Raw genomic sequence first — 24,384 nt, 5'->3', positions numbered from 1 at the left:
ACGTTATGAAAATAGTTTATAGTCTATCAATTACGGCATTATTTCTTTTTAGTATAGCGACCAATGGTCAAGTTAGTACTAAAAAAAGAAAAGCACATACTGTTGTTTCTATCGAAAAAGATAATTTTTTAATCAACGGTCAAATAATAAATAAGGGCAAAACATGGAAAGGGAATCCAATCGAAGGATTGTTGTTTAATTCCAGAATGGTGCAAGCGACTTTTGATGATGAGAATCCAGAAACAGCTGTTTTATGGAAATATCCCGACACTCAAAAATGGAGTGCCGATCGCAATACAGACGAGTTTGTTGCTGCCATGGCAGAATGGAAATCGTATGGATTAAACGCGATTACCGTGAATTTACAAGGTGGTAGTCCAACAGGATATGGCAATAAAAATTGGATCAACTCTGCTTTTACTGCTGATGGTTCTATTAAACCAGCCTATTGGAATAGATTAGAAAAAGTGCTTAAAAAAGCCGATGATTTAGAAATGGTCGTAATCCTAGGATTATTTTATTTCGGTCAAGACCAACTTTTGGCAGATGAAAAAGCAGTAATCAATGCTGTTGATAATACTATAAACGGACTTCATAAAACGGGATATAGAAACATTCTTATTGAAGTTGTGAATGAATGTGACTTACCCTATTACGACCACAAAATCTTAACCGAAAGTGGTATGGCCACATTGATTAATAGAGTAAAAAACAATAAAAGAGGAAACTTTAGGTATTTAGTATCAACTAGTTTTCAAGGTGCTTCGATTCCAACTTCTAGTGTGATAGAAGCGTCTGATTATATTCTACTTCATGCAAACGCTGTTGAAGATCCAAAAGGTGTGGCAACAATGATCGAAAAAACAAAACAAGTGTCAGGTTATAGTTTAAAACCACTTGTTTTTAATGAAGATGATCATTATGAATTTGATAAAGAAGAAAACAATTTCAAAACAGCAATCGAGAACAAAGCTTCATGGGGTTTCTTTGATTTTAGAAGAGAAGGGGAAACAAATATTGAAGAAGGATTTCAAAGTGTTCCTGTAGATTGGAAAGTGAGTTCTGCACGAAAGAAAGCTTTTTTTGAATACGTGAAAACCATTGTAAATAGCGCAGAATGAAAAAATATTTAATTGTATTAGTTCTTTTTTGTGCCAATGTAATTCTTGCTCAAAATATGACGGTGGTTCAAAATCCTATTCTAAAAGGGTTTTATCCAGATCCAAGTATTTGCAGAGTGGGAGAGGATTACTATTTGGTCAATTCTACCTTTTCTTATTTCCCGGGACTGCCTATTTTTCATTCGAAAGATCTGGCGCATTGGGAACAAATAGGAAATGCAATGGACAGAACTACGCAATTAAATCTAGATGGTTTAGGAATCTCAAGAGGTTTGTTTGCGCCAGCGATCCGCTACAACAACGGGACTTTTTACATCACCTGTACTTTGATAGATAACGGAAATAATTTTGTGATTACGACTACAGATTTATCCAAAGGCTGGAGTGATCCCATTTGGCTTCCAGAAGTCGAAGGGATTGATCCTTCCTTATTTTTTGATGATACAAATCGTGCTTTTATCATTTACAACAGTGATCCTCCAAATAAGGTTTCGGTTTATGACGGGCATCGCTCGATAAAAATAGTAGAATTTGATGTTGCCACAAATAAAGTAATCAGCAGTCCTGAAATTATAATTAATGGAGGAGCTGATATAAGTCAAAAACCAGTTTGGATTGAAGGCCCTCATATTTTTAAAAAGGATGGTTTTTATTATTTAATTGCTGCTGAAGGTGGAACGGATGTTAACCATTCGGAAGTAGTTTTTAGAAGTAAGAATGTTTTAGGGCCTTATGAATCTTATGCTCAAAATCCAATTTTGACACAGCGAAATTTAGATCCCAATCGCAAAGATCCTGTAACATCAACAGGTCATGCTGATTTTGTTGAAGACGCTAATGGCAATTGGTATGCGGTTTTCCTTGGTTGTCGTCCATATGAGGGAGAATTTTTTAATACCGGAAGAGAAACTTTTATGGCGCCCGTATCTTGGAAAAAAGGTTGGCCAAAAATCAACTTAGAAGGAGAAGTCGTTAAAAAGAATTACACTTTAAAAACGAAACCTGCTACAGCAATCAAAAGCAATCGCGATCTGTTTGTGGATGAATTTAATGGTACGTCTTTAGATTATCAATGGATGTTTTTAAGAACACCACATGAAAAATGGTACTCTTTAGATTCTAAAAAAGGAGCTCTTACTATAAAGACAAGACCAGAAACAGTTTCAGGAACTGGTAATCCTAGTTTCGTAGGCTTTAGACAACAACATTTAGTAGGCGAAGTAAGCACCGAAATGGAGTTTTCGACTAAGAAAGAAAATGAAAAATCAGGATTAATAGTTTTCCAAAATGAATCTCATTTTTACTATTTCTGCCAATCGGTAAAGAATGATAAAAACGTAGTGCAACTGTACAAATCCAATGGTGAGGCAATTGACGAAATCAAATCGGTTACAATTGAAAGTAAAGGGAAATTATATTTGAAAATAGTTGCCAATGGACCAGTTTATAGTTTCGAATATTCTGTCGATAATAAAAAATGGAGTACGCTGGAAGATCAAGTGGATGCCAAATTTTTAAGTACGCAAGTTGGCGGTGGTTTTGTAGGTGCATTTTATGCCATGTACACCACCTCAATGGGACAAGAAAGTGATAATCAAGCCCAATTTAATTGGTTCAAAAATTCGAATACAAAGTAAGATATAGTTAATATAAAAATTGATTTAAAAAACAAAATATGAAAATAGTAAATAGCAAAACGGCTACAATTATATTGGCAGGGGTTTTAATGATGAGTTGTCAGGCTAAAAAAGAAGCTGTAAGTACTGCACCAACATTAAAAAGCGCTTATAAACAAGATTTTTACATAGGTACTGCTCTTAGTGCGGACCAAATCAATGAAAAAGATGCAGATGTAAATAACTTGATCAAATCACAATTTAGTGCTATATCTCCAGAGAATAATTTAAAATGTGAAATGATTCATCCAAAATGGGATGAGTACACTTTTGATGTAGCTGACAAATATGTGGCTTATGGAAAAAAGAATAACATGTTTGTTGTAGGTCATGCACTTATATGGCATGAGCAATTGTCTCCCTTTGTACTTGCAATAAAAAGCAAAGATTCATTGAGCATGTTTATGCAAAATCACATTAGTACTGTTGCCGGAAGATACAAAGGTAAAATTGATGGATGGGATGTTGTTAACGAGGCTTTAAACGAAGATGGAACGTATAGAAAATCTATATTTTTCGAAAAATTAGGCGATGACTTCCTAGTAACCGCTTTCAAATTAGCCGAAAAAGCAGCTCCAGGAACAGAATTGTATTACAATGATTTTAATATCGAGCAACCGGTAAAAAGAGAGGGAGCTATTCGATTATTAAAGAAAATAAAAGATAGTGGTGCTCGTATTGACGGAGTTGGAATTCAAGGGCACTGGAGCCTTGATGGTTTGCCACTAAAAGATATTGAAGAAAGTATAATTGCTTATTCTAAATTAGGATTGAAAGTGATGATTACCGAGTTGGATATTTCTGTTTTACCAGTGCCAGAGAAGTTAGTGGGTGCCAATGTGAATCAAAATTTTGAACAAGACGCAAAAATGAATCCGTACACTAATGGAGTTCCAGATAGTGTTCAAGTGAAACTTGCGCAACGTTATGAAGATTTGTTTAAAGTATTCTTGAAGCACCAAGACAAAATTAGTCGTGTTACTTTCTGGGGAGTGAATGATAGTCAATCGTGGTTAAACAATTGGCCTATTAAAAACAGAACAAATTATCCATTGCTTTTTGATCGAAATAATAAGACCAACAAAGCATACGATAAAGTAATGGCTTTGAAAAAAAAATAGAGCGATTGTAACTAGTAGTAGTGCAAACGGCTTACAAGTATAGGACTATCTGTTTCTTTATTAAATTTAAAAAAGCGCGCAGATTTAAAATTGATTAACTGTAATTAACCTGTCTAATCTGCGTGTGATTTTTTTATCTAGTATGTGAAGCGGATAGTCATATAAAATTAAATAAAATAATAAGAGATTATGATACTACTTTCTAGACTTTCAAAAATATTGGTTTTATCATTGTTCACTTTATTTTGTCAGCAGGGGATTTCACAATCTTTTGATAATTATAAATGGGAAACCTTGGCTTGTACAGGAGAGCCTACGGAACGACATGAAGCTGCATTTGTTGAAGTTGGAGGTAAGTTTTATCTTCTTGGAGGTCGCCGTATTCAAGAAGTTTCCATTTTTAATCCAGAAACTAGTACTTGGACTTCAGGAGCCAAACCTCCAATTGAATTGCACCATTTTCAAAGTTTCTCCTATAAAGGGAAAATTTATATCGTTGGAGCTGCTACGGGGCAATTCCCACACGAAACGCCAGTAGCTACATCTTATGTGTATGATCCTGTAAAAGACAGTTGGGAAAAAGGATTTTCGATGCCAGAAAACAGATTAAGGTCCTCTACAACTACCAATGTTTATAAGGACAAACTTTATATTTCGGGTGGTATTATTGACGGTCACTGGGATGGACACGTAAGCTGGTTTGATGTTTACGATTTCAAAACAGGAAAATGGGAAAAACTAACTGATACACCTCGAGCTCGTGATCATGCTACCTCAGTAGTGTGTAAAGACAAATTATATGTATTGGGAGGAAGGGTTTCATCAGGCGTTATCGACAAGGTTTTTGAGTTAACAATTCCAGAAGTGGATGTCTTTGATTTCAAAACTGGAAAATGGAGCACACTTGCCAATCCTGTTCCCACGCAACGTGCAGGTATTGCATCAATTTGTATTGGTGATAAAATTTTAGTTACTGGTGGCGAAAATGCAGATCAATTACTAGCACATAATGAAGTTGAAGCTTTAGATACAAAAACCGGAATTTGGAGTACGCTACCCTCTTTGGAGCGAGGTAGACATGGTACACAATTTATTTGGTACAAAAAAGAATTGTATATCGCTTCAGGCTGTGGCCAAAGAGGTGGTGAACCGGAATTAAAAACAATAGAGCGCTTTAGTGATAAAACGATGAAATAAGAAAAAAAGTTTAGAAAGAATAACCATAAATAAAATTACAAAATGAATAACACATCCCAAAAGCTTTCGGTTTTAGAGAAAGTAGGTTACAGTTTAGGCGACTTTGCAGCCAATTTGATTTTTCAAACTTTGATGACTTTTTTGGCATTTTTCTACACCGATGTGTATAAAATTCCAGCAGGAACAGCCAGTGCAATTATCTTTTTTGGAGGGTTTATAGGTGCCTTTTTTAATATTATTATGGGTGCGGTTGCCGATAGAACAAGAACCCGTTGGGGAAAATTCAGACCTTGGATTTTGTGGACTTCTTTACCATTTGGGATTATCGCTATTTTGGCTTTCTCTACACCAGATTTTGGACCAGACGGAAAAGTAATTTACGCCTTGGTAACTTATTTCTTATTGATATTGGTGTACTCGGCTAATAATTTACCGTATTCTGCTTTAAGTGGTGTTTTGACTGGGGATATGGGACAACGTAACAGTTTGTCATCATACCGTTTTGTGGCAGTAATGTTTGCACAATTTATTATTCAAGGATTGTTATTGCCTTTGGTTTTAATTTTGGGTCATGGCGACAAAGCGGCTGGTTTTAAAACGACCATGATGATTTTTGCCATTGCGGGAGTTATTTGTTTTATTATCACATTCTTGACTACAAAAGAACGTATTGTTCCTAAGAAAGAACAAGAGTCATCAGTAAAACAAGATTTAATCGATTTGTCTAAAAACAAGCCGTGGGTCATAATGCTTTTTGTAACTATTTTGATTTTTGTTACGCTTTCGCTAAAAGGAGGAATGTATATTTTTTATTTTAAATATTATCTAGATCCTATTGCTCAAGCTACGTTCTTACAAGATATTGGATTCAATAATATGATTGCAGGATTGAACGATACATTAATTGGAATGGGACTTACCGAGTTTCAGTGGCCAAAAGATGCACCTACATCTGCCTTTAGTTTGTTCAATTCGGGTGGGATTTTGTTCATGATTTTCGGAATCATGTTTTCAAAAGGATTGGCTGATAAATTTGGAAAAAGAAACATTTTCATTGCCTTTATATTCCTCTCTGCTTTAAGCTTGATTCAGTTCAATTTTTATGCGCCTACTTCTATAGGTTTGGTTTTTTTAACGCAAATGGCACATGGATTTTTGTACGGAATTACGATTCCGTTATTGTGGGCGATGATTGCTGATGTGGCTGATTATAGCGAGTGGAAAAATAACCGACGCGCTACTGCGATCATCTTTTCGGCTATGATTTTCGGTCTAAAAGTAGGTTTAAGTATTGGTGGTGCTTTGGGTGCTTTTCTATTATCAAGATACGGTTATGTGGCTGAAGCGGCAAATCAAGCGCAATCAGCAATTGATGGAATAAAATTATCCGTGAGTGTTTATCCAGGATTGTTTTTTATCGCAAGTGCCGGTTTGGTATGTTTCTATATGATCGATAAAAAAATGGAAGTGCAACTAGAAAGTGAATTAAAAGAAAGAAGAAGTAAAACTATAAATTAAATTATTATGCCAGAAGAAAATATCAGTCATATCAATTTTGACGAAATAAATAAAAAAGCAATTTCACAACCGTTAATTAAACACATGTACACCGCAGATCCTTCTGCACATGTTTTTAACGGAAAAATATATATCTACCCTTCGCATGACATCGAAGCGGGAATTCCGTTTAACGACAACGGAGACCATTTTGGGATGGAAGATTACCACGTTATTTCTATGGACAGCCCAACAGGTGAAGCAAAAGATAACGGTTTAGCACTACATGTAAAAGATGTGCCTTGGGCCGAAAGACAAATGTGGGCGCCTGATGCAGCAACTAAGGACGGAAAATATTATTTGTATTTCCCAGCTAAAAGAGCCAACGGAATTTTCCAGATTGGTGTTGCCATTAGCGATTCTCCAGTAGGGCCATTTATTGCTGAACCAGAAGCGATTGAAGGAAGTTATTCTATTGATCCAGCTGTTTTTTGTGATGATGACGGAAGTTATTATATGTATTTTGGTGGAATTTGGGGCGGTCAATTACAAAACTATAGAAACAATAGTTATGATGTAAACCACAAAGAACCAGTAGGAAATGAGTTGGCTCTAAATCCAATTATGGCAAAGCTTTCTGCTGATATGAAAAGTTTTGACGAATCGGTAAAAGAGCTCGTAATCCTGGATGAAAATGGAAAACCGCTTTTAGCAGGAGACAATGACCGTCGCTTTTTTGAAGCTTCGTGGATGCACAAGTACAATGGCAAATATTATTTCTCTTATTCAACAGGAGATACTCATTTTATCTGCTACGCTACGGGAGACAATCCTTATGGACCGTTTACGTATCAGGGTCGTATTTTAAATCCGGTGATTGGTTGGACATCGCATCATTCTATTTGTGAGTTCGAAAATAAATGGTATTTGTTCTACCACGATTCCAGTTTGTCTGAAGGAGTTACGCACTTAAGATCCGTAAAAGTGACTGAAATCACTTATGATAATGACGGGAAAATCCAGACTTTAGATCCGTATTTGGAATAATGTTTAGATACTAGTTTCAAAACTTTTTTAAGTTGGTCTGCTTTTTCAAACCTAGTTGTAGTACTCAATTTAGGTGCGAATTAGATAATCTGTCAGTTGTTGTTAAATATGTTAATTTTGCGATTACTGATAGTTAGTAAGATGAAAGCCATCATAACTTAAAAAGTTCTTAAAATAAGTACAAACCAAAATAATTACAAATAATGAATTTTAAATCTATCTCCGCATTTTTTATAGCATTTACGCTATTTTCTTGCTCCACTACAAAAAAAACAGCTCAGTCTACTAAACCCAAAAATGTTATTCTTTTAATTAGTGACGGAACAGGATTGTCGCAAATTTCAACCGCATTTTTCTTTAAGGATTCGAAACCTAATTATACTCGATTTAAAAATATCGGACTTATAAAAACATCTTCTGCAGGTCAGGAGATAACAGATTCGGCTGCTGGCGCTACGGCATTTAGTTGTGGTGTTAAAACCTTCAATAGCGCCATTGGAGTTGCAAATGATTCTACGGTAGTAGAAACGATAGTAGAGTTGGCATCATCAAAAAATGTTAAGACTGGTTTAATAGCTTCTTCTTCAATTACGCACGCCACCCCCGGCAGTTTTTATGGTCACCAAATTAATCGCGGTATGGGGGACGAAATAGCAATGGATTTATTAGGTGGTAAAGTCGACTTTTTTGCGGCAGGAGGGTTAAAATATTTTACACAGCGAAAAGACAAACGTAATTTGGTCACCGAATTAACAGCGCTAAACTATAAAATAGACACTACAGCTTTAGGGAATTTTGCTCAAATTAAATCAAGCCAAAAGGCTGGTTTTCTTTTAGCTAAAGATCAAATGCCAAAAATGTCTCAAGGTAGAGGTGATTTTCTTTCGGATGCAACCGAGTTGGGAATCCAATTTTTAAGTAAAGACAATGCCCCCTTTTTTATAATGACTGAAGGTTCGCAAATTGATTGGGGCGGACACGATAACGATGCACCTTATTTAATTGCTGAATTATTAGATTTTGATAATCTAATTGGAAAAGTATTGGATTATGCTGAGAAAGATGGAAACACATTGGTGGTGGTTACTTCTGATCATGAAACAGGAGGATTTACACTATCTGCAAAAAGAAAAAAGAAAGCAGATGGAACGGAATATGATGATTATAGTAAGGTAGGAACTTCATTTTCTACTGGCGGACATTCTGCTACATTGATTCCAGTTTTTGCTTATGGACCAGGTTCCGAAGAATTTAATGGCATCTATGAAAACAATGAGATTTTTTCGAAAATAGTAAAACTGACAGGTTGGGATTCGACGAAAGCAAAGTAAAATTATCAATCTATAAAGCATTTACTGAATTTAAAGAGGACGTCTAATTTTATAAAATTATTATTATCCAACATATAAACCACAATACACATTGTGGTTTTTTAATATGATCATTTATGTAAATACTAAGAAATACTCCCAAGTCAAAAGGAAAAGATGTTCTTGAAAATTCAGAAGCTTATCTTCAAAGAAAGAACGTCGGATCGGAAACTATTGTGAGCGGATCTGTAACTAATGTCAAAAAATAAATAACATGATACATAAAAAACAACGTTATCCTCAAATCGCTAAGATCCTTTTTGTCTCAACTGTGTTTGCCTTTACAAGCTGTAAAAGTGTAAGCCAAAAAACTACGTCTGAGGCAGGTTTGAAAAACGTTTCAGAATTTCCAATTGGCACGGCAATTAATATCAATAAATTGATCAATGATCAAGCGTTGATGGCTTTGCAGGTTTCAAATTTCAATAGTATCACGGCTACTAGCGATATGAAAATGCAGTCGATTTTACCTACTGAAAACCAGTTTAATTGGAAAAAGGCCGATACTTTATTGTATTACGCCACCAAGCACAACCAACGTCTTTTTGGTCATAACCTTATTTGGCACAGCAGTACACCTAAATGGGTAGAAGAAAAAGGGGCTAAAGACAACATCTGGTTGGGAAAATTCATGAAAGAGTATATTCAAAAATATGTCGGCCGATACAAAGGAAAAGTAGCTGGATGGGATGTTGTTAACGAAGCTTTTGAATCTGCAGGAGGTGAATATAGAAAAACGTTTTGGTACAACAATTTGGGTAAAGAATATATAGCAAATGCCTTTCGATATGCCCATGAAGCAGATCCAGATGCCGTTTTGTTTTATAATGACTTCAACATTGAGAGTGATACTACAAAATTAAATGCTGTTTTGAAAATGGTCGAAGACTTCAAAAAAGAGGGTGTACCCATTCATGGAATTGGTTTTCAAATGCACATTCGTATGGATACGCCAGATGAAGCCATTGCCTATTCTTTGAAAAAAGCGGCCGCAACTGGTTTGCAAATTCACTTGTCGGAAGTCGATATTATTTTTAATTCCCATAACGATGAAAGGTTAGGTGGTATCGAAAAATTTAGTTCGGTAACCGATGAAATGAAGCAAGCACAGGCTGAAAAATATAAAAATCTAGTTTTGATGTATCGCAGGATAGTTCCGAAAAAACAGCAATTTGGAATTACAGTTTGGGATTTTACAGATAGAGATTCTTGGATTAAAGGTTTTTTCAACATGAAAGATTGGCCTACTATTTATGATGAAGATTTAAAACCTAAACCTGCTTATTATGGTTTTCAAGAAGGACTAAAAATGAAAATAGAAAACAAATAATATGAGGTATATCAAAAATAATATTGTGAAGTTTTCAACCCTACTTTTTTTGCTATTGGTTGTAAAGTTGCATGGCCAAGAAATAAAGGGTAACCGTGAATTTTACAATGCCAAATACGAACCCCAAACCGGAATTTACCACGGTGCTGGTCAGGATAAAAATGGCTTTAATGATTATGTTAATGCCGTTGGACAAGATAAAATGCCAGCAATTTATATGACGTATGTTAACGTAACGTCATCCGTGAAAAAGATTCAACGTTGGGGGAAAGGTTTAAAACAAGTTTTAGATAGTTTGCCAAAAGGAATGATTCCTCAAATTGGTTTAGGATTTACGGGCGGAAAAGATACAGGAGCAGGTTTGGATAAAGAAGTTGCTGATGGAAAATATGACCAACAATTACAAGCATTCTATAAAGTGCTTTTGGAATTAGACAGACCCTCTTTTACCAGAATTGGTTACGAATTTGAAGGCGATTGGAATGGCTATTCTCCTGAGAGTTATAAAAAAGTATTCATTACTATTTCTAAGGCATTTAAAGAAAAAAATATAAAATCGGCTACAGTTTGGTGCTCAGGTGGTGGCTCGGCAGATTTTATAAGTACAGAAAAGTTGATGGAATATTATCCTGGTGACCAATATGTAGATTGGTGGGGTATTGATATTTTTAGCCCTGAAGAATTTGATAACAATGGTTTGCAAAACTTTTTTGATGGTGCTCATGAGCATAAAAAACCAGTGATGATAGGCGAGTGTACACCACGATTTGTCGGTGTTATGGATGGTAAAGTTTCTTGGGATAAATGGTTCAAACCTTTCTTCAAGATGCTATATGACAATCCAGGAATAAAAGCATTTTGCTACATCAATTGGGATTGGGAATATTGGTCGAATAGAAATGGTTTTCCGTGGCACGATTGGAAAGATGCCCGTATAGAAAAAAATCCTTTTGTATTAGAAGCGTATAAAAAAGAAATGGAGAAGCCACTATTTATTCACCTTGATAAAAAATAAGAAAAATGAAAAGAGTTCTTTTTTTAGTTCTTTTGCTAAAGTCATTCGTCAGTTTTGCTCAAGAAAACTACAGTGTTTCTTCTCAAAAAGATAGACTCAGGCAATATTCGGGCCAATGGGTAAGTGCTATAAATCCTAGTTCTGATAGTGTTGCAAAACTTCCTGAGATAAAAATGAGTAGTTTGACCAATTTCGATAATCATTCGCTCACGGTTGAAGTTTTTCAAAAAAACAGTGCCAATCAATACAACCCAATATTGCATGAAATTATTGGTTATGATACGGTTACCGATGCTATTTTTGCTGCAGGGCATAATGCAAAAGGCGAATTTTTCACAGGAAAAGGCAGCTTTTCTTCAGAAAATCATTGGACGATGCAAGACAAAGACCTGAATGGTAATAAGACAATGAAGGTTGTTTTTAACTTTCAAAATTATACCGATGTCATATTGGAAGGCTTTGATCCTGATGAAAAGAGTTTATGGAAAACAAGATACATTAAAAACAATCCTAAAGATAAAAACATTGGTATTCAGCTCGTTTCTGTTCACAAAGAAATGCTTAAAAACCCAGAGCAAACCCTAATTCAGTTAGGTAGAATGGGGTATAGCTATGTGGAAACCTTTGTATATAAAGACGGAGATTTTTACGGTCAAAGTCCAACGCAGTTTAAGACAATAGTCGAAAAAGCAGGCATGAAATTTTTGGGTTCGATGACCTTTTTCGATCCCGAAGACAAAAATGATGATGCCGCAATCAATGCTTGGTGGAACAAAACGATACAAGACCATAAAATAGCTGGTGTTGAATACCTATCGACTTCAAATAGTAAATTAAAAGGAATTAAGACGATCAAAGAATTGCAAGAGTATTGCAATTATTATAATAAAGTTGGAAAACTCTGCAAGAAGAACGGACTTAAGTTTGTGTATCACAACCATGCCGATGAATTTTTAAAGGTCGAAGGCGTATCCATTTATGATTATTTTCTTAAAAACACCAATCCGGATTATGTCTCTTTTCAATTGGATTTGTATTGGATGCACAGGGGAGGAGTGAATCCTATTGATTATTTCAAAAATTATCCCAACCGATTTATTAGTTGGCATGTAAAGGATTATAAAGAATTAGGCGAAAGTGGAAAAATAGATTTCAAAGATATTTTCAAGTATCAAGAAATAGCTGGAGTACAGTACATCTTGTCTGAAGTGGAAGACTATAGCTTTCCACCTTTGTATAGTGTGGATTTGGCTTGGGAATACATTTATTATGAATTATTAAAATAAAATTTTTTTATGAAACCTTTTAAAATGAAACATCTATTAGTAACTATTTTTATCCTTACTATGATTAAAACCAATGCACAAGATCAGTTTCGTGTTTTATTGTTTACTCAGCATGATACTTGGCATTACAATTCTATCCCTGTAGCTGTAGAAGCATTCAAAGAAATGGCAGCAGAAAATCAGTTTAAGTTTGATTGGACCCAAAGACCAGATGATCTTATAACGAAATTACCAGAATATGATGTTGTGATATTCATGAACGCCAATGCCAATTTTTTGATACCAAAACATATGGATGCTTTAAAGGCATTTATGAAACGAGGCGGTGGCTTTGTGGGCATACACGGAACGGCAGATGGCGAAAACGATAACGCTTGGTTTGATGGTCTAGTAGGAGCGAAGTTCGTAAATCATCCAAAATTACAAGCAGCCATTGTAAACGTTGCCAATCATGATTTTCCAGCAACATGGCATTTACCCAATAAATGGCTTCGCTCTGATGAATGGTACAACTTTAAAAACATGAATTTAGATAAACTTCATATTCTATTGACGGTTGATGAAACTTCGTATGATTTTACTGCGGGTTATGATGACATTCCATTGAAAGGAATGGGAAAGGCACATCCTATTGCATGGTATCAAGAATATGAAGGAGGAAGATCGTTTTACACTGCTTTAGGTCATAAACCAGAATCGTTTAAAAATAAAGACTTTTTGAATCACATTTTTGGCGGTATTTATTGGGCAGCTAATAAATAGGTCTTTACAAACTTTTTAGATACTATTTACAGTAACAATGCAACATATTTAGGGTAATATGCTTAATTAGTTTTATCAAAAATTTTCATTTAATGATATATTTACTTCAAAATATGTATTCAAAAAACAAAATAAACAACTAACACTACCAAACTAGAAAGCCATTGGTTTAAGAAAAAATAAATTTAAAATATATAAGAGATGATAAAAAAAATAATGATAATTTCAATGGCTCTTTTTGGCGCTTTTGGATATAGTCAAACGAAACAAAATGCAAAATATGTATTTCTGTTTATTGGAGATGGTATGGGAGCAAATCAAGTTTATACTACTGAAATGTATTTAAATGCAAAACCTAACGAGATTAAAGCGGACAAACTATTAATGAGTAGTTTTCCGGTTAACTCAAATATGACTAACTATTCAGCTAGTTCTTATGTTACTACATCTTGCGCAGCAGCAACAGCAATGTCAACAGGATTTAAAACGAATAATGGTATTATAGGAAAATCACCCGACAAAGAAATAGCGTATGAAAATATCAGTCAAAAAGTAAAAAAAGCAGGTTTTAAAGTAGGTATATTATCTAGTGTTTCGATAGATCACGCTACTCCAGCGTCTTTTTATGCACATCAAAATTCTCGTGATATGTATTACGAAATTAGCATGGAGCTACCCAATTATAATATTGATTATTTCGGAGGAGGAGGCTTCCGTCATCCTAAGGGAGATAAAGGAGATCAACCGGATTCCTTTGAAAATGCTATTAAAAAAGGCTATACCATTGCAGACTCTCATCAGGAATTTAATAAACTAAAAAATGGCGATGAAAAAATTATTGCCATAAATCCTGATATGTATCCTTCAGGAGAATTTTTCTGGGCTATTGATAAAAATGAGGGTGCGCTTTCTCTTGCCGATTTTACAAAAAAAGGAATTGAAGTGATTGATAATGACAAAGGTTTTTTTATGATGGTAGAAGGAGGTAAAATTGATTGGGCATGTCATGGAAACGATGGTGTTTCAATGGTTCATGAAGTACTCGCTTTTAATGATGCCATTAAAGAAGCCTATGAGTTTTACAAAAAACGACCAGATGAAACGTTGATAATAGTTACTGCAGACCATGAAACAGGTGCCTTATCTACGGGGATAAATTATGTTACACATCCTGAATTATTAAAATACCAAATAATTTCAGTTCAAGAGTTTAAAAGAAAAATGACGGAACTTAAAAATACGGATCCAAAAGTTTCTTTTAATACTATTTTAGATTTAGTACAGGCAGATTTTGGCTTAGGAAACAATGATATCGGTTTGTCATTAGATGATAAAGAATTAGCACTATTAAAATCAGCTTACAACAAACAGTTTAAAGAAAATAAGAAAGTAAACGCGGATGCCGATTATTTAACTAAAACCAAGACAAAATCCATTGCAGAAACAACAGCCTATATTTTGAATGAAAAGGCAGGAATAAGTTGGGGTTCTGGCAATCATTCTGGTTCGCCGATTCCTGTGAGAGTTATAGGTAAAGGTCAAGAAGAGTTCTCGGAATTCTTCGATAATACAGATTTACCAAAAAAAATCATGAAACTTATGGGTATATAAATCAATTATTTTAGATGAAATTCTTTTAAAAAAATCCTCAACTAATAGGATGAAAAAAGCAATACTATTCTATTATCGAATTTCCACTATACTTTTAACTGCTGCTGTAACAAGAAGCATTAAGTTAATTAAATACAATAAATCTGAAATTTATAAAATATGAAATACGCATTATTTATCGCATTATTCTTTTTCCAAATCATTGGCTATTCGCAATCTACTGCTGTAAAAACAAGTTCTGAAAAAGGTGAAGACAAGTTGTTGTTAACCATTTTTCTTAAACATGATCAAAGTATGAATTTACATGAGATTGAAAAGATAAGAACCGATCAAGGATTTTATGAAAATTTCCCGCCCGAAGGTGTTTCTGTAGTGAATTGGTATGTAGTTATGGGGCTTGGCCAAATGGTTGTATTGGAACTCCCTGCTTCAAAATTGGCAGCCGTAAATTTAGCGATTGAGCGAACGGCATGGAAAGCTTTTAAGTCAGAAATTTATCCAACTTACAATCTATACCCTATTGTAGAAAATAAGTTGAAGAATAAATCGAAGGTAACTTACTAGTGTTTTAGTTGTTAGAAATAGTCAAATTATCTCCTGATATAACTAATAAACGGGGACGCTGATGATCATTTGGTTATGCTAATTATAATGAAGTAATAAGAAGAGTTTACAGCTTATGATCCGATCCTGTTGAAAGGAAAAGCTGCATCTTATTTCATGTTATATAGAGTAGGAAGGAAGAAGATCCTTTTATACGGCTATGGGTCATAAACCAGAATCGTTTAAAGACAAAAACTTCTTAAACCACATTTTTGGCGCTATTTATTGGGCTAAAGGAGATTCAATCAAAAAATAAACTAACAATACGATATGAATACTAAATCAAAAAAACAGATTTATAACAATTGTCTAAATATACTTAGCATCAGCTTGCTTTTGATCGTAAATATAGCTTGCAAGGCGCAGAAAGATTTAAACAAATCTATAATTGCCAATGGTGCGCAGCTTACTTTGGTTGCTGATGGTTTCGAATTTACCGAAGGTCCTGCCGCAGACAAAAATGGCGATGTCTATTTTACAGATCAGCCCAATGACCGTATCCTGAAATGGAATGCCAGTGACAATAAGGTTGCAGATTATATGAAACCATCCGGTCGTTCTAACGGACTTTATTTTGACAACCAAGGGAATTTATTGGCCATTGCCGATGAAAAAAATGAAATATGGTCTATTGATGCAGATAAAAAAGTGACCGTGATTCTTGCTAATTTTGAAGGTAAAAAATTCAATGGTCCCAATGATCTTTGGGTAGATGCCAAAGGCGGTATTTATTTTACGGATCCTTATTACCAACGTACGTGGTGGCAACATCAAGAACCACAGCAAGCATCAAAAAGGGTGTATTATTTAGCACCAAATACAAAAATACCGATAATTGTAGCCGACGACAACTTCAATCAACCGAACGGAATTATAGGTACTCCCGATGGCAAAACCCTATATGTTGCTGATGAATCTGGTAAAAAAACGTACTCCTATACAATTGGTAAAAACGGCCAACTTTCGAATAAAAAATTGTTTGCCAATATGGGTTCGGATGGGATGACGATTGACAACTTAGGGAATGTGTATCTCACCGGAAAAGGCGTTACTGTTTTCAATAAAAAAGGGGAACAAATAGCACATATTGCCGTGCCTAAAGACTGGACTGCCAATGTCACTTTTGGTGGACCAAAGCAAACCACACTTTTTATTACTGCCTTGGATTCGGTATATACCTTAGCCATGGCCGTACATGGAGTTCGATAAGTACAAGTAATATTTAATGACGTTTTCTTTGTCAGGCTGAGCTTGTCGAAGCCCCTTTTTAATAATTATACTCTATTTGTCATTACAATAGGTTGGAATACATTTTTCTATTAATAAACAAAAAACTATGCAAAAACCAAAGTTCACAGTAAATAAAATGGCCACAATTTTGGGTGTTTTATCACTATCATTCGCAGCTTGCAATGCTCAAAAAGTGAAAACCAATGCTGTTTCGAAAACAGTAACAACTACTGAAAATGTAACATTAAAAGATGCCTTTAAAAACTACTTTTTATTAGGTAGTGCCATAAATGATGATATCGTTTCGGGCAAGGATAAGGCCTCACAAACAATTATAAAAAGGGAATTCAATACTGTTACCCCCGAAAACTGTATGAAAGCGGAAGTTGTATGTCCGTCACCAGGAGTTTATGATTTTACATTGGCTGATGCCTATGTTGCTTTCGCCAAAGAAAACAAGATGTTCGTTATGGGTCACACCTTGATATGGCACAACCAAACGCCTGCATGGTTTTTTACGAACGATAAAGGAGCGCCAAATTCGCAAGAAGAACAAAAAGAGCAATTACGTACCCACATCAAAGCGGTTGCTGGTCGTTATGCTGGAAAAGTACAAGCATGGGACGTAGTAAATGAGGTTATGGATGATAATGGCAAATACCGACCTACAACATGGGTAAACGGTATTGGCGATGGCGATGAAATGGTTCGCTTAGCCTTCAAATATGCTAGTGAATATGCCCCCAACACCGAATTGTATTATAATGATTTCAACGCTTGGCGTCCAGAAAAAAGAGACGGAATTGTTCGCATGATAAAGATGCTTCAAGATGCCGGAATCAGAATTGATGGTGTTGGGATTCAAGCACATTGGGGTTTAAATTTCCCTAAGACGGAATACATTCAACAAGCGATTGATGCTTATGCGGCCTTAGGAATCAAAGTAATGATTACAGAGTTGGATGTGGATGTATTACCAATTACCAAGGAAGGTCAAATAACAGGGAAAAGCATGATGGAGCCTCAGTATCAATTAGAGGAGTTCGAAACCTTTTTAGACCCGTATAAAAATGGTTTGCCGCAATCTGTAGAAGTGCAATTAGCAAATCGTTACAAAGAATTCTTCGAAATTTTTGTAAAGAACAAAGATAAAATAAGCAGAGTCACTTTGTGGGGACTGCAAGACGGTATGTCTTGGAAAAATGACTACCCAATTCCAAATAGAACAAATTACCCGCTTTTATACAACAGAAATTTCGAACCTAAATTGGCGAGACAGGCTGTATTGGAGACTGTGAAATAGAATTTTTGGTTAGAATTTTTATCGAAATTTCTAGCATTGTAATAATCAATATTTGTTGAATTGATGATAATTACAGTTTTGTAATTGTTTCGAAAATAAAAAACCTCGAAAATCTTAGTGTTTTCGAGGTTTTTTTGCGTTTATATCTGTTTTAAGGTTTGTGTTCTTCCAGATCCATCTGATGAATTTTAAAATATAGTTCAGGATGTGAATTATTGGGATTATTGCAATTTAGAAAAAGAAATAACCAACAGATAATTGAAGTACTCCGTTTGTGTTTTTATTTGAAGTATTGTCTGCTTTATTGATGTTAGATACTCCCATATTGTATCTTGCACCAAAGTTAAGACCGTTATCTAGTTTGTACCCTAGACCAAAATTAACTCCAAAATCAAGAGACTTAAACGAATCTTTTACATCAATACTTTCGTTTTTAGCAGACAACAAATAACCTATTTGCGGTCCAGCTTCCACACTAAATCCTTTTGTTACATAATATTTTCCTATCAAAGGAACATTTAAGTAACCTAAAGCAACTGTATTATCATTGAAGCTATATCCCTGCCCAGAATATACCAACTCAGGTTGGAAGGAAAATTTATCGGAAATTGGAATTTCTGATAAAACACCAAAATTGAAAGCTGTTACACCATCAAAGTTTTTTGAATTATCTCCGCTGATATTCGCAAAGTTTAAACCTCCTTTAATACCAAAATGGATTTTTTGTGCAGTAACATTTGTAAATCCTAAAACTGTAAAAACAGCAAGTGTCAAAATTTTTTTCATAAAATGTGATTTGAATTATTTTATACAAAACTCAAGCAAAAATAAGTGCTAAAGGTCTCAAAAGCTTAAAAGTGTAGAAATTGGTACTTATTTATTGGCATTTTTATATTCATTTGGTGTTTGATTAGTCACTTTTTTAAAAGCATTATAAAAAGTAGTTTTTGATGTAAACCCAGATTCTAATCCAATTGTCAATAAATTATAATTTTCATATTCAGAATTTGAGATCATTTCTTTGACCGCTTCAATCCGATAGTTATTGATGTAATTGGCAAAGTTATCACCTGTTATGCTATTTACAATTTGGGATAGGTAACCTGGACTAATGCCTAGTTTTTCAGCAACTTTCTCTCTATTTAATGTGCAGTCTGTGTAAATATGCTGCTCTTTGCAAAGTGATTCGAGTTTTTGATAATAAATATTGTCTGCAGTAATCGATTCTTTTTGTGCTTCGGGTTTACTATTTTCTATGATTGGAATTCTATGATCGTAAAGCGTTAAATCGGTATTTAAAAAAGTAGTAACAGCATCTTTGTTTTTGGCCAGTTTGTATTTGTAAATACCCATATATGCTATCCAATGAATTAAAAATGTTGCCACCAAGGCCAATGTACTCATGGAGTAAGAAATGTCATAGTTAAGGAGTAAACCAGTTAGTGCAGCAGTTAGCCAAGCAAACAGTAGTAATGAAACAATGGTTAATAAGGTAAGTATCCAATTTTTTTCTTGTAAATCTTTTAAATGTTTTACCTTGGAAAAAGAATAAATCGAAAGAAAAGGAATGAATGTGACAGCTAAAAAAAGATGAATCAGACTGAAAATTTGCATTATAATCATTCCTGTTTCAGAAAAAGTAACCGATTCTACAAAATGACCAAGATTGCTTATTGAGGCAAGGGTAGCAGATAATGCAAACGGAATATAGTACAAATAGCTTCGTTGTTGGCCTCTTGAAGTTTTATCAATGCGATTGATTACAAACAAAAACAGGAAAACAGGTATCAGAAAAACCCACTCGATGTCGTCAATAAATTGCAGAAAAGGGTAGGAGGTGAATACGTGTTGAATTTCACTAACATGTTTCAGTAATTCTATTGACAGCGTAAATAGCAAATAGGCTAAATATTTATTTGAGTTACTATTGAATAGTGAAGACTTTATTATAATAAATCCTAAGACAATTCCCTGAAAAATCGCAATATTTAAAAGTGCTATGTAGATCAATATTTCTAATATAAAAGTTTGATATAGATTTATTTTTTGGTCAGTAATAATTTATTTGTTTTTAAACAAGGATAAATTAATCTGAATTGATAAGGCGAATTTATAGTAATACGGATGGTTTTTTTAATAGCTTAAGAAATGATTAACTAAAAAGAGGGGATATGGTTAAACAACTTTTAAGGGTGCTAGACCGAATAACTCGGTTGTGGTCTGGGTCTTAGAAGATTTTATGAAAGAATTGGAAATAAACAAAGCCTCCTATTTCTATGAAGCTTTTCTAGTGGTCGGCAACAGCAGAGATTTATTTCCTCGTTACCCCTTATTGTACCAATTCTTTCGAGTATTAAGTAGTAGACGATTGAGTTTATTAGTAAATTATTATCTAAAAAGAACAAATCACTCACTTTGGTCCAGAAGAAATTCCGAACCTAAATTGGCGATTGAAGGAATTATGAAGACTATAAAATAAATTTGATTGCTAGTTAGAATTTTATAAAAAGTAGTAGACGCTTCCTGAAAAGGGAGCGTTTTTTGTTTTGGCTGCTTTTTGAAAATGAATTTATTTTCGAAAAAGAGTTTAGCTTCTGAATATCGATTATTTTCGAATGGATTGCTTTTCACACAAGTACCAAAGTCAATCGAGAAATCATATCAAGAAATAAATAAACGAGGGTAATTTTTTGCTTTATTTACCTTCGTACCTGATACGAGGGCAAGAAACGTCTTTGTTATTTAATGCGTTTGAGGATTGAATGAACGATATCTTGCTAAACAAGATTAGACAGCAACACAATATTTTGTCCTTCTGATGGTGAAAAGTACTTCTTTCCTATTACCATTATACTTTGGCTGATTTTTTAAATCTTATGAGAGATAGAATAATATTTAAGTTATGATTTTTTAAAGCAGCCAACAAAACACAAAGCAAATCCACCTAGTTTGTCATTCTTAAAGAATCTCACACACGCATGCACAATGAGCATCACAATCAGGGTCATTGCGACTAAGGAAGCAGTCACGTAAAGTGTATCACTTTTTATTGATTTGCAGATTTGAGTTTAAACTATTATTAGTGGATGCCTGTTGTTTATTAACGAATTTAATTTGCGGGAACAGAAATCACAAAGCGTCGGGAATGCGCTAACAAACCGTTGAAATACTTTGATATCCGAGTGGTCGGGTCATTTACAAAATATAATAAGTGTTAGCTACTGTGATTGTCAATAGGAATGGGCGCAAAGTCTGATACATTTGCGCAACGTTCACGATGTAGTTGCCGTTTGAAAATTGAATTAAAAATTATACTTTGCGTAGCGGGGTAACCTGCAAACGTGCGCCAGGTTGTAAATTTTAATAAGCAATCAAGAAACTAACAATTAAATATAACGGGTGTTAGCAAACATTTTAGATTATTTCAATTTCTGTTGCAATTAAAATATCTCCACTTTTCCAAGGATGGAAAATTAATTCTTTTCCACGATATATTGACTTATTTTTATCTGACTCAACTATGTAATCTTTTCTAAAGAAGTATTCTTTTTCGTCTACGTCTGTTATAAAACCACTTCCTTCATTAATAAATCGAACAAGTCCAGATATCTTACCAGGCATTTCGGCTTGTTTTATTAAGTCATCGTCTACAGTTACATTCCTTGCAACCCAATCACCTGTTTGATATGACCTTTCCTTGTCAATTTTTTCGGTATTTAAGATAATGTGTGTTGTTAAATCTTGATGTACACAATAAGAATAATCAAAAGAATATGTCGTTCCTCTTCTTCCAGAACCTGCTTCTAATATATTAAGTATATTATATTCCTGCGACTTAGTTAAATATTTGAAAAGTGTTTGACCATTATTTGGGAATTTAAACCTGTATGTACTTCTATTTTTACAAACTTTAGCTATACTATGAATAAACTCTTTTTCTGGAGCAGAAAATAAAGTTAAAATACTTTGGCAATGATTTTTTAACGCTGATATGGCGTCATCTTTAGTAACTTTTCCAGTTCCTTGATTTGAAATAAAAGCTTCATTCATAGCTTGGTCCAAAAGATGAATTAATCTCCTAAGGTTACCAGCTGAACCACTTATTATTTGTTCAACAGAGTCGCCCATTTTTGTTTCATTCATATCGAATAATTCTTTGGGTAAAATTTTTTCACTCTCATCTAATCCATAAAAATCAAAATTCAGGTAATTATATATTATAGCCTCTACTTTATCTCTAAATTTTAAATAAGACTCTTTACTATTTATATCTTCTTCTAATTGAACAATATCACCATATCTTGTCTCAGTTAGAATATCGGAATATGAATTAGGATATACTGCAATTTTGGTTCTTATAAAACTAGACGTTCTAAGTTGATTCATAAAAATTTCAAAAAATGAATCATTATCGTCATTTTTGAAAAATCGCCTATCTAAGGAGCCTGCCTCATCTATTAAAAGTAAAACTTTCCCGTCACTATCTTTCAATAGTAAGTCATAAATATCCACGATATCTTTTATTCCGGGATTTTCCTTTTTCTTAAGTTCTAATACCGTTGTTTTGTTGTAATTAGCAGATAGGCTAAAAAATGAATATTTTGCTTGGCCTTCTATTCCAAATTCAGAAGTTAATTTTTCTACATATTCTTCTGAGCCTAGTTTTAATAATTGATTTGCTGTTTGCCTTATTTTAGAGTCAAAATAAATATCATTAGGTATTTTTTTCATACCTAATTGAATATTTACCATCGCTTTTTGATCTTGTAATTTTAAATAAATAGTAGAAAGTTCTTCTACTATTTTTATTATTAATTGACGATATATCTCATTAGGTTCTTTTATATGTTGGAAATCACTTAGCCTAATAAACACAGGAAGAATAAGTTCTTCCCCTTCAATTAGTCTAGGAACAATGTTGAATAAATAATATGCATAATTAGCCCTTAAAAACATAGTTTTTCCAGAGCCCATTCTTCCCTTTATTATTGAATTTTCAAAATCAACAGGTGACCTTAGACCTTCAATAGGATTGACAAAAAGAGATAATATGTCGCTTAGGTTATATTCATCAGCGTTTCTAGTCTTGAAAGGACGTTTTTTGTAAATATCAATCATTTTTTTTTAATGTTTGTTAACTCGTTTATTTGTATCACAAAACGATACAAAGGCACTCAGTTATGGATAGATATGTATCACAACTATGATACTTTATTCATTATGCTAAAGTAAGATAAAACAATTAAAATTTTTACATATATTTTGTGCAAAAACGAAGTTATGTTAAAAAAAACATTTCTTTCACCTCCAAAATCGCTAGCCCAGATAGGAGTGAAAATCCTTTTGGGAAGGCGTTTTTCTGCCTTGCCAAAAGATTGTAACGGATAGCTGGAAATAGCTCCCAAAAAAAATATTTAGCGATTTTTGTAAAGAATAAAGATAAAATAAGCAGAGTCATTATGTGGGGACTAAATGATGGTATGTCTTATAAAAATGACTATCCAATTCCAAATAGAACAAATTACCCTCTTTTGTACAACAGAAATTCCCAACCTAAATTGGTAAGACACACCATATGTCAACAGTAAACAAAAAAATAAGATAGTACAAACTCCCATTTGTACTATCTTAATTTTTTATCATTTTTAGTAAGATACCTTTGCTTTATTTTCCAACTTGCCTTCTACAATTGGGTACAAGTTATACGTTGGATAAATTTCTGTTTTGAAAGCCTTCCATGCGGTTCTTTCAATGGCTAGATTTACTGCAGATAATTTGGAGGCTGGAAGTTCTAAGACCACCATTTGTCCAATCCCCATAACCACATACCAGTTTACTACAGAAACTCCTTCGGGTGGAAAATTTTTATAAAAACCTTGATCGGTTCTAATCTTTTCGATCTCATTCAAATTCATGCTCTGATCGTGTTTAAGAAAAATAGTCAATAACAACTTGTCATCGGGTTTTGGAGTAGGAACAGTTTCTTTATTCGATTGTGCATAACCAAAGATTTGGACTAAAAAGAGCCCGATTACTAATGCGTATTTCATGTTTTAAATTATTTGGTTGTTGATTATTGCATTTTATTTGAGTAATTTATAATCTGGCATTTTTTTAGGGGGCGGATTCAAGTCATAAATGCAACTTGACCATTATTATTTAATGAATGTATAAAAACTTCGTTTGGGGTTTTGTACCCAAATCTTTTCCTAGGT

21 protein-coding genes are annotated in these 24,384 nt (G+C 34.0%); 17 read left to right on the top strand and 4 right to left on the bottom strand.

Going from position 1 to position 24,384, the window contains the following annotated elements:
* Positions 1-5 precede the first annotated feature (5 nt).
* The 16 genes from M2326_RS13430 to M2326_RS13360 all read left to right on the top strand — a co-directional run bounded on the left by M2326_RS13430 (position 6) and on the right by M2326_RS13360 (position 18,169).
* Complete coding sequence (locus tag M2326_RS13430; protein ID WP_264620068.1) at positions 6-1,121, top strand: hypothetical protein; 1,116 nt, start codon at positions 6-8, stop codon at positions 1,119-1,121.
* Positions 1,118-2,758 (top strand): glycoside hydrolase family 43 protein, encoded by a 1,641-nt coding sequence (locus tag M2326_RS13425; RefSeq protein WP_264620067.1) that lies wholly within the window; start codon positions 1,118-1,120, stop codon positions 2,756-2,758. Before M2326_RS13430 ends, M2326_RS13425 begins: the two co-directional genes overlap by 4 nt.
* 38 nt (positions 2,759-2,796) lie before the next feature.
* A complete protein-coding gene (locus M2326_RS13420) occupies positions 2,797-3,918 on the top strand; it encodes an endo-1,4-beta-xylanase (protein WP_264620066.1) in 1,122 nt (373 codons plus the stop codon).
* Between the two features lie 189 nt (positions 3,919-4,107).
* Positions 4,108-5,115 (top strand): Kelch repeat-containing protein, encoded by a 1,008-nt coding sequence (locus M2326_RS13415; RefSeq protein WP_264620065.1) that lies wholly within the window; start codon positions 4,108-4,110, stop codon positions 5,113-5,115.
* 42 nt (positions 5,116-5,157) lie between these two features.
* Entirely contained in the window at positions 5,158-6,633 is a 1,476-nt protein-coding gene (locus M2326_RS13410; RefSeq protein WP_173855749.1) for an MFS transporter, read from the top strand.
* Between the two features lie 6 nt (positions 6,634-6,639).
* Entirely contained in the window at positions 6,640-7,659 is a 1,020-nt protein-coding gene (locus M2326_RS13405; RefSeq protein WP_264620064.1) for a glycoside hydrolase family 43 protein, read from the top strand.
* Positions 7,660-7,862: 203 nt separating this feature from the next.
* The gene (locus M2326_RS13400; protein WP_264620063.1) at positions 7,863-8,990 is read left to right on the top strand and encodes an alkaline phosphatase; all 1,128 of its coding nucleotides are present in this window, start codon (positions 7,863-7,865) and stop codon (positions 8,988-8,990) included.
* 253 nt (positions 8,991-9,243) lie between these two features.
* Positions 9,244-10,359 (top strand): endo-1,4-beta-xylanase, encoded by a 1,116-nt coding sequence (locus M2326_RS13395; protein WP_264620062.1) that lies wholly within the window; start codon positions 9,244-9,246, stop codon positions 10,357-10,359.
* Position 10,360: 1 nt separating this feature from the next.
* Complete coding sequence (locus tag M2326_RS13390; RefSeq protein ID WP_264620061.1) at positions 10,361-11,374, top strand: glycosyl hydrolase; 1,014 nt, start codon at positions 10,361-10,363, stop codon at positions 11,372-11,374.
* A 5-nt stretch (positions 11,375-11,379) separates the two neighbouring features.
* Entirely contained in the window at positions 11,380-12,660 is a 1,281-nt protein-coding gene (locus M2326_RS13385) for a sugar phosphate isomerase/epimerase family protein (protein WP_264620060.1), read from the top strand.
* 24 nt (positions 12,661-12,684) lie between these two features.
* Positions 12,685-13,422: a ThuA domain-containing protein gene (locus M2326_RS13380; RefSeq protein WP_264620059.1), complete on the top strand. Its 738-nt coding sequence runs from the start codon at positions 12,685-12,687 to the stop codon at positions 13,420-13,422.
* 201 nt (positions 13,423-13,623) lie between these two features.
* Entirely contained in the window at positions 13,624-15,033 is a 1,410-nt protein-coding gene (locus tag M2326_RS13375; RefSeq protein ID WP_264620058.1) for an alkaline phosphatase, read from the top strand.
* A gap of 159 nt (positions 15,034-15,192) precedes the next feature.
* Positions 15,193-15,597: a hypothetical protein gene (locus M2326_RS13370; RefSeq protein ID WP_264620057.1), complete on the top strand. Its 405-nt coding sequence runs from the start codon at positions 15,193-15,195 to the stop codon at positions 15,595-15,597.
* 199 nt (positions 15,598-15,796) lie between these two features.
* Positions 15,797-15,892 (top strand): hypothetical protein, encoded by a 96-nt coding sequence (locus M2326_RS17610; protein WP_413603274.1) that lies wholly within the window; start codon positions 15,797-15,799, stop codon positions 15,890-15,892.
* Positions 15,893-15,906: 14 nt separating this feature from the next.
* Positions 15,907-16,845: an SMP-30/gluconolactonase/LRE family protein gene (locus tag M2326_RS13365; RefSeq protein WP_264620056.1), complete on the top strand. Its 939-nt coding sequence runs from the start codon at positions 15,907-15,909 to the stop codon at positions 16,843-16,845.
* A gap of 127 nt (positions 16,846-16,972) precedes the next feature.
* Positions 16,973-18,169, top strand: coding sequence for an endo-1,4-beta-xylanase (locus tag M2326_RS13360; RefSeq protein WP_264620055.1), 1,197 nt, complete (start codon positions 16,973-16,975; stop codon positions 18,167-18,169).
* Positions 18,170-18,400: 231 nt separating this feature from the next.
* Here the strand turns inward: M2326_RS13360 and M2326_RS13355 are convergent, their stop codons facing one another.
* The 3 genes from M2326_RS13355 to M2326_RS13345 all read right to left on the bottom strand — a co-directional run bounded on the left by M2326_RS13355 (position 18,401) and on the right by M2326_RS13345 (position 23,287).
* Positions 18,401-18,955, bottom strand: coding sequence for a porin family protein (locus tag M2326_RS13355; RefSeq protein ID WP_264620054.1), 555 nt, complete (start codon positions 18,953-18,955; stop codon positions 18,401-18,403).
* A gap of 87 nt (positions 18,956-19,042) precedes the next feature.
* Entirely contained in the window at positions 19,043-20,068 is a 1,026-nt protein-coding gene (locus M2326_RS13350; protein WP_264620053.1) for a helix-turn-helix domain-containing protein, read from the bottom strand.
* A 1,515-nt stretch (positions 20,069-21,583) separates the two neighbouring features.
* Entirely contained in the window at positions 21,584-23,287 is a 1,704-nt protein-coding gene (locus M2326_RS13345) for a hypothetical protein (RefSeq protein ID WP_264620052.1), read from the bottom strand.
* 266 nt (positions 23,288-23,553) lie between these two features.
* Here M2326_RS13345 and M2326_RS13340 point away from each other — a divergent pair, with 266 nt between their 5' ends.
* Positions 23,554-23,757, top strand: coding sequence for an endo-1,4-beta-xylanase (locus M2326_RS13340; RefSeq protein ID WP_264620077.1), 204 nt, complete (start codon positions 23,554-23,556; stop codon positions 23,755-23,757).
* 57 nt (positions 23,758-23,814) lie between these two features.
* Here M2326_RS13340 and M2326_RS13335 read toward each other — a convergent pair whose 3' ends face one another.
* Positions 23,815-24,219 carry a hypothetical protein gene (locus tag M2326_RS13335; RefSeq protein ID WP_264620051.1) on the bottom strand — a complete coding sequence of 135 codons (405 nt, stop codon included), beginning with the start codon at positions 24,217-24,219 and terminating at the stop codon, positions 23,815-23,817.
* Positions 24,220-24,384 lie beyond the last annotated feature (165 nt).

This window comes from Flavobacterium psychraerolatum (genome assembly GCF_025960985.1).
Classification (GTDB): Bacteria; Bacteroidota; Bacteroidia; order Flavobacteriales; family Flavobacteriaceae; genus Flavobacterium.
Note: the sequence above shows the minus strand (reverse complement) of the source record. Positions and strands in the feature narration are given on the sequence as shown.

Coding starts and splice junctions, on each gene's coding strand:
- M2326_RS13410 (WP_173855749.1), top strand. CDS start 5,158: ATGAATAACACATCCCAAAAGCTTTCGGTTTTAGAGAAAGTAGGTTAC.
- M2326_RS13365 (WP_264620056.1), top strand. CDS start 15,907: ATGAATACTAAATCAAAAAAACAGATTTATAACAATTGTCTAAATATA.
- M2326_RS13420 (WP_264620066.1), top strand. CDS start 2,797: ATGAAAATAGTAAATAGCAAAACGGCTACAATTATATTGGCAGGGGTT.
- M2326_RS17610 (WP_413603274.1), top strand. CDS start 15,797: ATGGGTCATAAACCAGAATCGTTTAAAGACAAAAACTTCTTAAACCAC.
- M2326_RS13360 (WP_264620055.1), top strand. CDS start 16,973: ATGCAAAAACCAAAGTTCACAGTAAATAAAATGGCCACAATTTTGGGT.
- M2326_RS13405 (WP_264620064.1), top strand. CDS start 6,640: ATGCCAGAAGAAAATATCAGTCATATCAATTTTGACGAAATAAATAAA.
- M2326_RS13355 (WP_264620054.1), bottom strand. CDS start 18,955: ATGAAAAAAATTTTGACACTTGCTGTTTTTACAGTTTTAGGATTTACA.
- M2326_RS13375 (WP_264620058.1), top strand. CDS start 13,624: ATGATAAAAAAAATAATGATAATTTCAATGGCTCTTTTTGGCGCTTTT.
- M2326_RS13345 (WP_264620052.1), bottom strand. CDS start 23,287: ATGATTGATATTTACAAAAAACGTCCTTTCAAGACTAGAAACGCTGAT.
- M2326_RS13335 (WP_264620051.1), bottom strand. CDS start 24,219: ATGAAATACGCATTAGTAATCGGGCTCTTTTTAGTCCAAATCTTTGGT.
- M2326_RS13370 (WP_264620057.1), top strand. CDS start 15,193: ATGAAATACGCATTATTTATCGCATTATTCTTTTTCCAAATCATTGGC.
- M2326_RS13415 (WP_264620065.1), top strand. CDS start 4,108: ATGATACTACTTTCTAGACTTTCAAAAATATTGGTTTTATCATTGTTC.
- M2326_RS13390 (WP_264620061.1), top strand. CDS start 10,361: ATGAGGTATATCAAAAATAATATTGTGAAGTTTTCAACCCTACTTTTT.
- M2326_RS13430 (WP_264620068.1), top strand. CDS start 6: ATGAAAATAGTTTATAGTCTATCAATTACGGCATTATTTCTTTTTAGT.
- M2326_RS13400 (WP_264620063.1), top strand. CDS start 7,863: ATGAATTTTAAATCTATCTCCGCATTTTTTATAGCATTTACGCTATTT.
- M2326_RS13380 (WP_264620059.1), top strand. CDS start 12,685: ATGAAACATCTATTAGTAACTATTTTTATCCTTACTATGATTAAAACC.
- M2326_RS13425 (WP_264620067.1), top strand. CDS start 1,118: ATGAAAAAATATTTAATTGTATTAGTTCTTTTTTGTGCCAATGTAATT.
- M2326_RS13395 (WP_264620062.1), top strand. CDS start 9,244: ATGATACATAAAAAACAACGTTATCCTCAAATCGCTAAGATCCTTTTT.
- M2326_RS13385 (WP_264620060.1), top strand. CDS start 11,380: ATGAAAAGAGTTCTTTTTTTAGTTCTTTTGCTAAAGTCATTCGTCAGT.